Raw genomic sequence first — 13,928 nt, 5'->3', positions numbered from 1 at the left:
GTCGTAGGACCAACGGCCGATGCGGGTCGGGCGAAAACTCGGTGGGCAGTGTCAGTGGTGAACCGTAGGCTCGCTGCTGATGGCCACGACACCCGCACCCGCCCAGGACCGTTCCGTCGTGCGTACGCTGCTGCGCCTGTGGCCGTATGTCCGGCCCGTGCGGGCCAGGCTGTTCACCGCCGCGTTCGTCGCGATACTCGCCTCCTGCGTCGGCCTGGTCATCCCGCTCGTGCTGAAGTGGATGGTGGACGGGCCGGTCGCCGACCGGGACCCGGCCGGGGTGTGGCTGGGGGCGCTGTTCCTGCTGCTGCTCGGCTTCGCCGAGGCGCTGCTGTTCGGGCTGCGGCGCTGGCTGGTGGCGCGTCCGCTCTCCCGTGTCGAGGCCTCCATGCGGGCGGCGCTGTACCGGCACCTGCAACGGCTGCCGGTGTCCTTCCACGACCGGTGGGCCTCGGGGCAGTTGCTGTCCCGGGGGACGACGGACCTGATGCTGCTGCGCATGTTCCTCGCCTTCCCGCTGACGTTCCTGCTGGTCAACGGGGTGACGATCCTCGCTGGCGTGATCATCATGGTGCTGCAGGACTGGACCCTGGGGCTGGTCGTCCTCGGACCCGCCGTCCCCCTCCTGGTCACCTGCGTGATCTTCGAGAAGCGTTACGCCACGGCGGCACGGCGCGCCCAGGACCAGGTCGGGGACCTGACGACGGTCGTCGAGGAGAGCGTGCTCGGCATCCGCATCGTCAAGGGCTTCGGCCGCCACCGGAGCCAGGCCCGGGCCTTCCGCGAGCTGTCGCGGAAGCTGCGCGGCACGGAACTGCGCAAGGCCCGCCTGCTCGCGACCATCTGGGGCGTCATCGTGACGCTGCCGGAGGTGGCGATCGGCGCCGCGCTGGTGGTCGGGGTCGTCCAGGTCGCCGACGGGGAACTGTCCGCGGGCACGCTGGTGGCCTTCCTCTCGACGGCACTGGCGCTGCGCTGGCCGGTGGAGTCGATCGGCTTCCTGCTGGCGATGACGCAGGAGGCGGCGACGGCGACGGAGCGGTACTTCGAGGTGATGGACGAGCGGGCCGAGGAGACGGATCCGGCGCCGGGGGCGGTCCCGCCCGACCCCGGGGACCGGGGACTGCGCTTCCACGACGTCACCTTCCGCTACCCCGACGCCCCGCCCGGCTCCCCTCCCGTGCTCCACCACATCGACCTGCACATCCGCCCCGGCGAGTCCATGGCCCTGGTCGGCACCACCGGCAGCGGCAAGACGACCCTCACCGCGCTCGTCCCCCGCCTGTACGAGGTGACCTCGGGCCGGATCACGCTCGACGGGGTCGACATCATCGCCCTGCCCCGACAGGCCCTGCGCGCCAAGGTCGCCGTCGCCTTCGAGGAACCCACGCTCTTCTCGGCCGCCGTCGGCGACAACGTGCTCATGGGGGCCGGGGACACCGCGGACCCCGCGGCGCTGGAGCGTGCCCTGGCCGTCGCCCAGGCCGACTTCGTGCACACCCTGCCCCAGGGGACCGACACCCAGGTCGGCGAGCAGGGCCTGAGCCTCTCCGGCGGTCAGCGGCAGCGCATCGCCCTGGCCAGGGCGGTCGTGGGGCAGCCGGAGTTCCTCGTGCTCGACGACCCGTTGTCGGCGCTGGACGTGCACACGGAGGCCGCCGTGGAAGCCGCACTGCGGCAGGTCCTGGCCGGCACCACCGCCCTGATCGTGGCGCACCGCCCGTCGACGGTGCTGCTCGCGGACCGGGTCGCCCTGCTGTCCGGCGGCCGGATCGCCGCGGTCGGCACCCACCACGAACTGCTGCGCACCCACGCCGAGTACGCGCACCTGATGTCCGGAGCGGAGTCGGAACGACAGGAGGAGGCCCGATGACGGCGGCCACCACGGCACCGGCCGGCGGCAAGCCCGACGACCGCCGCCCCGCCCCCGGGGACCCCTTCGACCGGGACGTCCTGCCCACTCCCCCGGGCGCCACCGCGGCCCTGCTGCGTTCCCTGCTCGCGCCCATGAAGGCCCGGGTCGCGGTGACGACGCTCCTGCTGCTGCTCCAGCAGGCGGTGGTGCAGGCGGGGCCGCTGCTGGTGGCGTACGCCATCGACCGTGCCGTGCCGGCGTTCCGGGCGCAGGACCACGGGCCGCTGATCGCGGTGGGGGCCGGCTATCTGGGGTGTGCGCTGGCCGCGGGCGCCCTGCAGTGGGCGTTCATCGCCGCCGCCGCCCGCGTCAACCAGGACGTGCTGCTGGACCTGCGCGGCCGGATCTTCCGGCACGCCCAGGCGCTCAGCGTCGACTTCCACGAGCGCTACACCTCGGGCCGGCTCATCTCCCGCTCCACCACGGACGTGGAGTCGCTGCGCGAGCTGCTCGACGAAGGGCTCCAGGAGCTCGTGACGGTCGTGCTGTCGTTCGTCTACATCTCGGCGCTGCTGCTCTGGCTCGACCTCGGCCTCGGCGGCGTGGCGGTGGCGTCCCTGGTGCCGCTGTACGGGCTCGTGCGGCTCTACCAGCGGCGGGCGGCCCGGGTGTACCGGGCGCGGTCGACCGCGATCGCCGCCGTGATCGTCAAGTTCGTCGAGACGATGAACGGCATCCGGCCGGTGCGCGCCTTCCGCCGCGAGGCCGCCAACGACGCCGACTTCGGCCGGCTCAACCAGCGGCACGAGCGGACCAACGGCGACGCGCTGCTGGAGATGGCCCGGTACGTCACCGGCTCGCGGCTGATCGCCAACACGGCGGTGGCGGCGATCGTGCTGTGGGGTGCCCATCGGGTCGCCGACGGCACCCTGGCCCTCGGGGTGCTGGCCGCGGCCGTGCTGTACCTGCGGCGGCTGTACGACCCCATCGACCGGCTGGGCATGTTCCTCAACTCCTACCAGTCGGCGGCGGCCTCCCTGGAGAAGATCGCGGGGCTGCTGGCCCAGACGCCGTCCGTGCCCGAGCCCGTCACTCCGCGGCCGCTCCCGCCGGCGCGGAGCGAGCACCCCGGGCGGGAGGTCGTCTTCGACGGCGTCAGCTTCGGCTACCGCACGGGCGGCGAGGTGCTGCCCCGCTTCGACCTGACGCTCCCGGCCGGGCAGACGGTCGCGGTCGTCGGCTCCACGGGCGCCGGCAAGTCGACGCTGGCCAAGCTGCTGGCCCGGTTCTACGACCCCTCCGACGGACGGGTGCTGCTCGACGGCGTCGACCTGCGTGACCTCGCCGTGCCGGAACTGCGGCGCGGTGTGGTGATGGTGACGCAGGAGGCGTTCCTGTTCTCGGGCACGGTCGCCGACAACATCGCGATCGGCCGGCCGGAGGCGACCCGGGCGGAGATCGAGCAGGCGGCGAAGGAGATCGGCGCGCACGACTTCATCAGCGCCCTGCCCGACGGCTACGACACCGACGTCCGCAAGCGCGGCGGCCGCATCTCGGCCGGCCAGCGGCAACTGGTCGCCTTCGCGCGGGCGTTGCTGGCCGACCCGGCGGTGCTGATCCTCGACGAGGCGACCAGCTCCCTGGACGTTCCCGGCGAGCGCGCCGTGCAGCGGGCCATGGCGACGGTGCTGAAGGGACGCACGGCCGTGGTCATCGCGCACCGGCTGTCGACGGTGGAGATCGCGGACCGGGTCCTGGTGATGGAACACGGCAGGATCGTGGAGGACGGCGAACCGGCCGGACTCATCGCGGGTACGGGCCGCTTCGCGGAGCTGCACCGGGCGTGGCGGGACAGCCTGGCGTAGCCCGGACGCCCGCCAGTGCACGCAGAGCGGCCATCGCCGGGTTCCGGGCCAGGGCCGGATGCTGACGTTCGAGGTACTCCACACCGTCGGTGACGAATCTCCGGGCCTCGCACGCGTAGGCGTCGAGCGGACAGCCGGGGGCCGGCGCCGGAGCGTCGTGCGAGGCGGTGAACCGCACCCGGTCACCCACGAGTTCGAGCCGTATGACGTAGGTGTTCTCGGTGAAGTCGATCGTCGCCGCGCCCTCGGTCCGCAGGCCGTGCAGCGAGTGGCCCACGGTGAACATGAGGTCGACCAGAGGCGTGTCGGCGGCCGCGAGGAAAGCGTGGCCGTCCACGGTGAAGTCGACCGGGTACTCGAAGAATCCGTAGCGCAGGTCGGTCGCCGTGAGGGCCGCCAGGTCGACCCGGCCGGCCTGCCAGGCCCGTTCCCAGCCGGAACCGATGTCCCTGCTGCTGTCGGGCGTGAAACGGATCTGCAAGGGGCTCCTAAGTGTCCGTGTCCGTATAGCGAACATGAACTTCCGGTCAACGGACCGTTTCCGGCCATTGTATTGACGCGCTCCTGACAGAAAGCGCGGTCCCCTGCCACGCTTCCCACGACTGCTCCACAGCAACCCCACAGCAACACCTCCACCTCCCCAGGCCGGGCGATCCCCGGTCCCGCAGAAGGAGTCCGTGTTGAGTAGCAGTTCCTCTGGCAGAGGCACCTCCCACAGACGCACTCCCCACACCCCCCGCCGCACCGCGGCCGTGGCCCTCGCCGGCGTCGCCGCGCTGATCGCCGCAGCCGTGCAGAGCGGCACCGCCGTCGCGGCCCCGGAGAAGGCACCGCAGGCCGCGAGCAAGGCGATCCCCGGCTCGGAGCCGGTCAAGCTCACCCCCGCCCAGCGGGCCGCGCTGATCCGCGAGGCCGACGCGGCCAAGGCCCGCACCGCGGAGGACCTGGGCCTGGGCGCGAAGGAGAGGCTGGTCGTCCGTGACGTCCTGAAGGACCGGGACGGCACCGTGCACACCCGCTACGAGCGCACCTACGACGGCCTGCCGGTCCTCGGCGGCGACCTCGTCGTGGAGAGCACGAAGGCGGACGAGACCGCCGCCGTCGTGAAGGCCACCCGCGCCGCCATCAAACCGGCCACGACGAAGACGGCGGTGCCCGCGGCGAAGGCCCGGCAGCAGGCCCTGGCCGCCGGGAAGGCCGAGGAGGCGAAGAGCCCCGGCATCAACCGCGAGCCCCGCAAGGTGATCTGGGCCGCGAACGGCAAGCCCGTCGTGGCGTACGAGACGGTCGTCGGCGGCTTCCAGCACGACGGAACCCCGCAGGAACTGCACGTCGTCACGGACGCCACCACCGGCGAGAAGCTGTACGCGTGGGAGGCCATCGAGACCGGCACCGGCAACACGGTGTACTCCGGCACCGTCGACCTCACCACCACCCAGTCCGGGTCGACGTACAACCTCACCGACGGCGCCCGCGGCGGCCACAAGACGTACAACCTCAACCGCGGCACCTCCGGCACCGGCACCCTCTTCTCCGGCCCGGACGACGTCTGGGGCAACGGCAGCCCGTCCAACCTGGAGTCCGCCGCCGCCGACGCCCACTACGGCGCCGCGCTCACCTGGGACTACTACAAGAACGTGCACGGGCGCTCCGGCATCCGCGGCGACGGGGTCGGCGCGTACTCGCGCGTCCACTACGGCAACAACTACGTCAACGCGTTCTGGTCGGACAGCTGCTTCTGCATGACCTACGGCGACGGCTCCGGCAACGCCAACCCGCTGACGTCGATCGACGTGGCCGCGCACGAGATGACCCACGGCCTCACCTCGAACACGGCCAAGCTCGTCTACTCCGGCGAGTCCGGCGGCCTGAACGAGGCGACCTCCGACATCTTCGGCGCGACCGTCGAGTTCCACGCCAAGAACTCCTCCGACGTCGGTGACTACCTCATCGGCGAGGAGATCGACATCAACGGCGACGGCACGCCGCTGCGCTACATGGACAAGCCCAGCAAGGACGGCGCCTCGAAGGACGCCTGGTACTCGGGCCTGGGCTCGATCGACGTGCACTACTCCTCGGGCCCGGCGAACCACTTCTTCTACCTGCTGAGCGAGGGCAGCGGCACCAAGACCATCAACGGTGTCACCTATGACTCGCCCACCTCGGACGGGCTCCCGGTCACCGGCATCGGCCGGGACAAGGCGGAGAAGATCTGGTTCCGCGCCCTGACCACCAAGTTCACCTCGACCACCAACTACGCGGGCGCCCGCACCGGCACCCTCGCGGCCACCGGTGAGCTCTACGGCACCGACAGCGCCGAGTACAAGGCGGTCCAGGACGCGTGGGCGGGCGTGAACGTCGGCACCCGCTCGGGCGGCGGAGGAGGCGGGGGCACGTCCTTCGAGAACACCGCCGACGTGGCGATCCCGGACCGGGGCGCGGCGGTCACCTCGTCCGTCACGGTCACCGGCCGGACCGGCAACGCGCCGTCCAACCTCCAGGTCGCCGTGGACATCGTCCACACCTACATCGGTGACCTCCAGGTGCAGTTGGTGGCGCCCGACGGCACGGCGTACACGCTGAAGGGGTACGGCACCGGCGGCAGCGCGGACAACCTGAACACCACGTACACGGTGAACGCGTCCTCCGAGGTGGCCAACGGCGTCTGGCAGCTGCGGGTCCAGGACAACGCGGCCGTCGACACCGGCTACATCAACAGCTGGAAGCTCACCTTCCCGTAGGTCCCGAGCGGGTTCCGAGTCAGGGCGCCGCCCCGGTGGGTTCGAATCCCCCGGGGCGGCGTCCGTCGTCCCGCTCCGGACGCACACCTCGCCGTCGATTTCCGGCCAACATCACGTGACGTACCTGACATGTACGCGTCTGGAGTGCCACTCTTCCCCCACCCGCCGCACAGCACCCAGCAGTTCCCCCACACCTAGGAGCTCGTGTGATCACCCCCCGCTACGCGCGTCGCCGGCGCACCACGCTGGCCATCGCCACCGCCGTGGCCGCCGGCGCCCTGCTCACCACCGGACTGACCTCCGGCAGCAGCGCCGCCGCCGACGCGCAGGGCAAGCCGGCCCTCGCCGCCGCGCCCGTCCTCCTCACCGCGCCCGCCCGCGCCGCCCTCATCCAGGAGCAGCAGGCGGACGCCGCCGCGACCGCCGGCGAGATCGGCCTCGGCGCGCAGGAGAAGCTGGTCGTCAAGGACGTCGTGAAGGACGCCGACGGCACCGTCCACACCCGCTACGAGCGCACCTACGCGGGCCTGCCGGTCCTCGGCGGCGACCTCGTCGTGCACGAGTCGAAGTCCGGCGAGCCGCAGGGCGTCACCAGAGCGACGAAGGCCGCGATCAAGGTGGCCTCGCTCAAGCCGGCCGTGCCCGCCGCCAAGGCGGAGCAGCAGGCCGTGACCCTCGCGAAGGCGGCCGGCTCGGAGCAGACCGAGGCCGACGCCGCGCCCCGCAAGGTGATCTGGGCGGCCGACGGCAAGCCCGTCCTCGCCTACGAGACGGTCGTCGGCGGCCTCCAGGAGGACGGCACGCCCAACGAGCTGCACGTCGTCACCGACGCGGCCACGGGCAAGAAGCTCTACGAGTACCAGGCCATCGAGACCGGCACCGGCAACACCACGTACAGCGGCACGGTGAACCTCACCACCACCAAGTCGGGCACCTCGTACAACCTCACGGACGGCACCCGCGGCGGCCACAAGACGTACAACCTCAACCGCGGCACCTCCGGCACCGGCACCCTCTTCTCCGGTGCCGACGACGTCTGGGGCAACGGCAACCCCTCCAACCTGGAGACCGCCGCCGCCGACGCCCACTACGGGGCCCAGGTCACCTGGGACTTCTACAAGAGCGCCTTCGGCCGCAGCGGCATCCGCAACGACGGCAGGGCCGCCTACTCGCGCGTCCACTACGGCAACAACTACGTCAACGCCTTCTGGTCCGACAGCTGCTTCTGCATGACCTACGGCGACGGCGCGGGCAACGCCAACCCGCTGACCTCGCTCGACGTGGCCGCCCACGAGATGAGCCACGGCCTGACCTCGGCCACGGCCGGCCTCAACTACAGCGGCGAGTCCGGCGGTCTCAACGAGGCGACCAGCGACATCCTCGGCGCGGGCGCGGAGTTCTTCGCGAACAACTCCGCCGACGTCGGTGACTACCTCATCGGCGAGGAGATCGACATCAACGGCGACGGCACGCCGCTGCGCTACATGGACAAGCCCAGCAAGGACGGCGCCTCCAAGGACGCCTGGTCCTCCAGCCTGGGCGGTCTGGACGTGCACTACTCCTCGGGCCCCGCCAACCACTTCTTCTACCTGCTGTCCGAGGGCAGCGGCGCGAAGACGATCAACGGCGTGGCCTACAACTCGCCCACGTCCAACGGCTCCACGGTCACCGGCATCGGCCGCACCAAGGCGCTGCAGATCTGGTACAAGGCGCTGACCACGTACATGACGTCGACGACCAAGTACGCGGCCGCCCGCACGGCGACCCTGAACGCGGCCTCGGCGCTGTACGGCGCGTCCAGCACCGAGTACAAGGCGGTCGCGGCCGCCTGGTCCGCCGTCAACGTCGGCTGACCGAACCACGACCACGGGCGGTACCCGGACCGAAGGCGGGTCCGGGTACCGCCCTACTCTTGGTGCCCGTGTCTCAACCGGATCCGAAAGACTTCACGTACGCCGACGTCGGCGCCACCCGCGACCAGGGCTTCTGCCCGCCGGGCTTCCACCCCCTGCACGTCCGCACCAGGCTCGGCGAGGGCGAGGAGGTCTTCCGCCGGGCGTCGGAAGCCGTCCTCACCTGGCAGATGCACCGGTCCATGGGCGTCGGCATCGACGCGACCGCCGACCGGGCCGCCCCCGGCGTCGACGTCACCGTCACCCTGGCCGGCATGATCAAGGCCCCCTGCCGCGTGGTCTGGACGGTCGAGGAACCCCGCCGCGCCGGCTGGGCCTACGGCACCCTGCCCGGCCACCCGGAGAGCGGCGAGGAGTCCTTCGTGGTCGACCGCACGGGCGACGGCACGGTGTGGCTGACGGTGAACGCCTTCAGCCGGGCGGCGAAGTGGTACGCGCGGGCGGGCGGCCCGGCGACCAGGGGCTTCCAGCACGCGTACGCCCGCCGGTGCGGCAGCGTCCTGCGCACCCTCGCCACCCAGGGCGCCACGTCGCCCTGAGCCGGACTCAGCGCATCAACAACCCCCCGGCCGCCACCAGTTCCTCGGAGGGCCCGGCGACCAGGCCCAGCTCCGCGCTCGAAGCCAGCAGCCGATGCGCGGGGAGGATCCGCACCGTGTACCCAAAAGGTCCGGTGCGATCCAGCGACAGGGGACCCTCGTAGACCCACTGCCCGTCCTGCTCGGCGGAGCCCACCGGCTTCAGCGGGACGATCGTCGCGTCACCGATCCGGTCCTCCTCGTCCACCCGCCCCGAGACGACCTGCACGTCCACGTCGTCCGGCCCGAGCTGACCGAGGCCGACCCGTACCCGCAGCCCCAGCGTCGTACCGAGCTCCGCCAGCGCCTCGGCGGCGGACGTCTCCACATGGTCGACCGTCACGCCGGGCCAGGCCGCCCGCACCCTGCCCTTCCACTCCGCGAGGTCCCGGGCCGCGTCCGGATCCATCGTGCGGTGGGCGAGCGCCGCCGGCGCGTAGAGGCGCTCGACGTACTCCCGGACCATCCGCCCGGCCAGCACCTTCGGCCCGAGCGTGCTCAGCGTGTGCCGGACCATCTCGATCCACCGGTCGGGCAGCCCGCTTCGTCCCCGCTCGTAGAAGCGGGGCGTCACCCGCTGCTCCAGCAGGTCGTACAGCGCCGCGGCCTCTATGTCGTCGCGGTGGTCGGGGTCGGTCCCGGCCCCGTCGGCCGTGGGGATGGCCCAGCCGAAGTCCGGCTGGAACCACTCGTCCCACCAGCCGTCCAGGACGGACAGGTTGAGGCAGCCGTTGAGCGCCGCCTTCATGCCGGACGTGCCGCAGGCCTCCAGGGGCCGCAGCGGGTTGTTCAGCCAGATGTCACAGCCGGGATAGAGCTTCTGCGCCATCCCCATGCCGTAGTCGGGCAGGAACACGATCCGGTGGCGCACCCGCGGGTCGTCCGCGAACCGCACGAGTTCCTGCACCAGCCGCTTGCCGCCGTCGTCCGCGGGATGTGCCTTGCCCGCGACGACGATCTGGATCGGCCGCTCGGGGTGCAGCAGCAGTTCCATCAGCCGGTCGCGGTCGCGCAGCATCAGCGTCAGGCGCTTGTACGACGGGACGCGCCGGGCGAAGCCGATGGTGAGGACGTCCGGGTCGAGCACGCCGTCGATCCAGCCCAGCTCGGCCGTGCCGGCGCCGCGCTGCCGCCAGGAGGCCCGCAGCCGCTCGCGGACCTCCTCGACGAGCTGCTCGCGCAGCACCCGCCGCAGGTCCCAGATGTCCTGGTCGGGGATGTCGGCCACGGAGTCCCAGCGCTCCGAGCCGCCGACCGTCAGGGCGTCCTCGGCGCGCTGCACGCCGATCTGCCGGGCGCCCAGCCGGAACACCTCGGGGGCGACCCAGGTGGGGGCGTGCACCCCGTTGGTGACGGAGGTGATCGGCACCTCGTCCGGGTCGAAGCCGGGCCACAGGCCGGAGAACATCTCGCGGCTGACGTTGCCGTGCAGCAGGGAGACGCCGTTGGCGCGCTGCGCCAGCCGCAGGCCCATCACGGCCATGTTGAACAGGTTGGGCTCCCCGCCGGGATAGGTCTCCATGCCGAGCCGCAGGACGCGATCGACGTCGATGCGCGGCAGTTCGGCGTCGGGCCCGAAGTGGCGGGCGACCAGCTCGCGGTCGAAGCGGTCGATGCCGGCCGGGACGGGGGTGTGGGTGGTGAAGACCGTGCCCGCGCGGACCGCTTCCAGTGCCGAGTCGAAGTCCATTCCCTGGGCGCAGAGTTCGGCGATGCGCTCCAGGCCGAGGAACCCGGCGTGCCCCTCGTTGGTGTGGAACACCTCGGGCGCGGGGTGGCCGGTCAGCCGGCAGTACGTGCGCACCGCCCGGACCCCTCCTATGCCGAGGAGCATCTCCTGGAGCAGCCGGTGCTCGCTGCCGCCGCCGTAGAGCCGGTCGGTGACGCCGCGCTCGCCGAGGTCGTTCTCCTCGACGTCGGAGTCCAGCAGCAGCAGCGGGACCCGGCCGACCTGCGCCAGCCAGATGCGGGCGTGCAGCTGCCTGCCGCCGGGCAGCGCCAGGGCGACCTGGGCGGGTGTGCCGCCGGGCTCCTCCAGCTGGGCGACGGGGAGCTCGTTCGGGTCGAGGACCGGGTAGTGCTCCTGCTGCCAGCCGTCCCGGGACAGGGTCTGGCGGAAGTAGCCGTGCCGGTAGAGCAGGCCCACCCCGATCAGCGGGACGCCCAGGTCGCTGGCCGCCTTCAGATGGTCGCCGGCGAGGATGCCGAGGCCGCCGGAGTACTGCGGCAGGGCGGCCGTGATGCCGAACTCGGGTGAGAAGTAGGCGATGGCGGCCGGCAGGTCCTCGGGCTGGGCCTGGTACCAGCGGTCGCCGGTCATGTAGTCGTTCAGGTCGCCCGCGACCGCGGCGAGGCGGCGCAGGAAACGGCGGTCCTCGGACAGCTCGGCGAGCCGCGTGGGCGGCACACTGCCCAGCAGCCGGACCGGGTCGCCGCCCGAGGCGGCCCACCGCTCGGGGTCGACGGCCTGGAACAGGTCACGGGTCTCCGCATGCCAGGACCAGCGCAGGTTGCGGGCCAGATCGCTGAGTGGCCTCAGGGGGTCGGGGAGCACGGGTCGGACGGTGAATCGACGGATCGCCTTCACGGGTTCCACCTCGGCGCGTTGTGGATGCTGCAGGGCTTCAACGACGTCTCCTACGACAGTACCGGCGAGGGTGCCGCCCTCGCGGACGCTCCGCCACCGTGCCCCCGATCGGCCTGAACAGGCCCGTACGCGGATATGGCCGATTCCGCCCCCATAGGCGTCCTTGTGGTGCTTCACCCGCCACGAGAGGCTGCCCCCTGGCGTACCGGCCCGCGCCGGCCGCACGCGGCTCCGCGCGGCAGCCGTACGCCGAGTCGAGGAGGGGAACTCGGACCATGGCACGGACGCGTCAGCGGCGTCTGCGCGGGACGGGAGGCCTGGCCGCGGCGCTCTGCGCCCTTGCGTTTTCGGCCACCACCCTGCCCGCGCACGCCGTACCGGAGGGGCGGATACTCGGCGCCGGAGCACCCGGCTCCGTGCACGGAAGTTACCTGGTGACACTGGAGGAGGGCACGCGGGCCGATTCGGCGGCCGGAAGGGACCTGGCCGGGACGTACGGGGCGGAGATCAGCCACACGTACGACACGGTGCTGAACGGCTGGGCGGTCCGGACCGACGAGAGACGGGCGCGGCGGCTCGCCGCCGACCCGCGGGTCGCCTCGGTCGTCCAGGACACCCTCGTCCGGCTGGAGGGCACCCAGCCGAGGCCGCCCTCCTGGGGGCTGGACCGGATCGACCAGCCGGCGCTGCCGCTGGACGGCGGCTACACCTGGCCCGCCGCGGCGGGGGCCGGGGTGACGGTCTACGTGATCGACACCGGCGTGCGCACCACGCACCGGGACTTCGGCGGCCGGGCACGCCACGGCTGGGACTTCGTCGGGGGCGACGGGATCGCCTCGGACGCCAACGGCCACGGCACGCACGTCGCCGGGACGGTCGCGGGCACCGTCCACGGCGTCGCGAAGAAGGCGCGGATCGTCTCCGTGCGCGTCCTCGACGCCGCGGGGGCGGGCACCACGGCCCGGGTGATCGCCGGGATCGAGTGGGTCACCCGCAACGCGAGGAAGCCGGCGGTCGCCAACCTCAGTCTGGGCGGGCCGCGCAACGACCGGCTGGACGCCGCCCTGCGCGCCTCCATCGCCTCCGGCGTCACGTACACGGTCGCCGCGGGCAACGACGGCAGGCCGGCGGGTCTGTACTCCCCGGCGGCTGTCAAGCAGGCGATCACGGTCGGGGCGACCGACCGCAAGGATGCAAAACCGGCCTTCTCCAACCACGGCCCGGCCCTCGATCTGTTCGCCCCGGGCGTCGCCGTCACCTCCGCGACCGCCGCGAGCGACACCGCGCGGGCAGTCTTCTCGGGTACCTCGATGGCGTCCCCGCATGCCGCGGGCGCTGCCGCTCTTCATCTCTCCGCGCATCCCCGGGCGACTCCGGCCCAGGTCAGCGCGGCTTTGACGGGTGCGGCGGCGAGCGGAAAGGTCTCCGCCCGAGGGTTCGGTTCACCGGACAAGTTACTGCGGGTGCCGCGGGGGTAGGCGGAAGCAGCAGACGCGCGCAGGGACCGGCCTCGTCCGCCGCGGACGAGGCCGGTCTTGTGTGTCGACATACGCGTGAGTAGTTAACAAAGTGCCGGATTGCCCACCCGAATAGGGTGGGAAGGCTCCTCCGGGTACCCCTCACAGGAGCACCACGCAGGACCCACCTCCCCATACACATCCGCCCACCCACGTTGACGCGGACAGGAGCGGTCATGCCCGCCAAGCACCACTCGCCAGCACCTCCCGACCACCGCGCCACCGGGGCGCGCGCACCCGGCGGCGAAGCACGCCCCGCGCGCCCGGCCGCCGCCGGCCCACCCGTCCCCCAGCCACCCCCCGGCGACGCGGCGACGGCCGTCGGGCGCATACCCGTCCTCGATGTCCGCCCGGTCGTCCAGCACGGACGCCGGCCGGCCAAGGCCGTCACCGGTGAGACCTTCGAGATCTCGGCGACGGTGTTCCGGGAGGGGCACGACGCGGTCGCCGCCAACGTCGTCCTGACGGATCCCGAGGGCCGCCCCGGACCGTGGACGCGGATGCGGGAGCTGGCGCCCGGGACGGACCGGTGGGGTGCCACGGTCACGGCCGGGGAGCCGGGCCGGTGGACGTTCGCCGTGGAGGCGTGGGGCGACCCGGTGGCCACCTGGCGCCACCACGCCCGGATCAAGATCCCGGCGGGCATGGACACGGACGTCGTCCTGGAGGAGGGCGCGCGCCTGTACGAGCGGGCGGCCGACGGCGTACCCGAGGAGGAGGGCCTGCGGGACGTGCTCCTGGCCGCCGTCGACGCGCTGCGGGACGAGACCCGCCCGGCGGCGTCCCGGCTGGCGGCGGCGCTGACGCCCGAGGTGGACGCGGTGCTGGACCGCCATCCGCTGCGGGACCTGGTCACGAGCAGTGAGCCGCTG

At 72.4% G+C, this 13,928-nt stretch carries 9 protein-coding genes; 7 read left to right on the top strand and 2 right to left on the bottom strand.

Translation table 11 applies throughout. The annotated features are described in order from the left end of the window. The first annotated feature begins 79 nt into the window (after window positions 1–79). Entirely contained in the window at window positions 80–1,873 is a 1,794-nt protein-coding gene (locus ACIGAQ_RS34885) for an ABC transporter ATP-binding protein (RefSeq protein WP_399790171.1), read from the top strand. Further along, the gene (locus ACIGAQ_RS34880) at window positions 1,870–3,720 is read left to right on the top strand and encodes an ABC transporter ATP-binding protein (protein ID WP_362284091.1); all 1,851 of its coding nucleotides are present in this window, start codon (window positions 1,870–1,872) and stop codon (window positions 3,718–3,720) included. Before ACIGAQ_RS34885 ends, ACIGAQ_RS34880 begins: the two co-directional genes overlap by 4 nt. On the opposite strand, the gene ACIGAQ_RS34875 is transcribed toward ACIGAQ_RS34880, so the two are convergent. Next, complete coding sequence (locus ACIGAQ_RS34875; RefSeq protein ID WP_399790167.1) at window positions 3,659–4,201, bottom strand: hypothetical protein; 543 nt, start codon at window positions 4,199–4,201, stop codon at window positions 3,659–3,661. The two genes, ACIGAQ_RS34880 and ACIGAQ_RS34875, sit on opposite strands and share 62 nt — an antisense overlap. Window positions 4,202–4,400: 199 nt before the next feature. Between ACIGAQ_RS34875 and ACIGAQ_RS34870 the strand changes: the two genes are divergently transcribed. The 3 genes from ACIGAQ_RS34870 to ACIGAQ_RS34860 all read left to right on the top strand — a co-directional run bounded on the left by ACIGAQ_RS34870 (window position 4,401) and on the right by ACIGAQ_RS34860 (window position 8,913). Beyond that, complete coding sequence (locus ACIGAQ_RS34870; RefSeq protein WP_399790164.1) at window positions 4,401–6,461, top strand: M4 family metallopeptidase; 2,061 nt, start codon at window positions 4,401–4,403, stop codon at window positions 6,459–6,461. 209 nt (window positions 6,462–6,670) lie between these two features. Then, entirely contained in the window at window positions 6,671–8,314 is a 1,644-nt protein-coding gene (locus ACIGAQ_RS34865; protein ID WP_399790571.1) for a M4 family metallopeptidase, read from the top strand. Window positions 8,315–8,376: 62 nt separating this feature from the next. After that, window positions 8,377–8,913 carry a DUF1990 domain-containing protein gene (locus ACIGAQ_RS34860; RefSeq protein ID WP_311685649.1) on the top strand — a complete coding sequence of 179 codons (537 nt, stop codon included), beginning with the start codon at window positions 8,377–8,379 and terminating at the stop codon, window positions 8,911–8,913. A 7-nt stretch (window positions 8,914–8,920) separates the two neighbouring features. Here ACIGAQ_RS34860 and ACIGAQ_RS34855 read toward each other — a convergent pair whose 3' ends face one another. After that, window positions 8,921–11,539, bottom strand: coding sequence for a glycosyltransferase family 1 protein (locus tag ACIGAQ_RS34855; protein ID WP_399790161.1), 2,619 nt, complete (start codon window positions 11,537–11,539; stop codon window positions 8,921–8,923). A gap of 275 nt (window positions 11,540–11,814) precedes the next feature. Here ACIGAQ_RS34855 and ACIGAQ_RS34850 point away from each other — a divergent pair, with 275 nt between their 5' ends. Together ACIGAQ_RS34850 and ACIGAQ_RS34845 are read left to right on the top strand one after the other, a co-directional pair. Beyond that, window positions 11,815–13,017, top strand: a complete 1,203-nt coding sequence (locus ACIGAQ_RS34850; protein WP_399790158.1) for a S8 family peptidase — start codon at window positions 11,815–11,817, stop codon at window positions 13,015–13,017. Window positions 13,018–13,232: 215 nt separating this feature from the next. Then, window positions 13,233–13,928 (top strand): maltotransferase domain-containing protein (locus ACIGAQ_RS34845; protein WP_399790156.1); only part of this gene is annotated, 696 nt, incomplete at its 3' end.

Origin of the sequence: Streptomyces sp. NPDC085932 (genome assembly GCF_044540525.1) — a bacterium.
GTDB classification, from domain to species: domain Bacteria; phylum Actinomycetota; class Actinomycetes; order Streptomycetales; family Streptomycetaceae; genus Streptomyces; species Streptomyces levis.
This window is presented reverse-complemented; position numbering and strand designations above follow the sequence as displayed.

Bases quoted from the DNA above. Each gene is read 5' to 3' on its own strand.
- ACIGAQ_RS34885 (WP_399790171.1), top strand. From the start codon at position 80: ATGGCCACGACACCCGCACCCGCCCAGGACCGTTCCGTCGTGCGTACG.
- ACIGAQ_RS34880 (WP_362284091.1), top strand. From the start codon at position 1,870: ATGACGGCGGCCACCACGGCACCGGCCGGCGGCAAGCCCGACGACCGC.
- ACIGAQ_RS34850 (WP_399790158.1), top strand. From the start codon at position 11,815: ATGGCACGGACGCGTCAGCGGCGTCTGCGCGGGACGGGAGGCCTGGCC.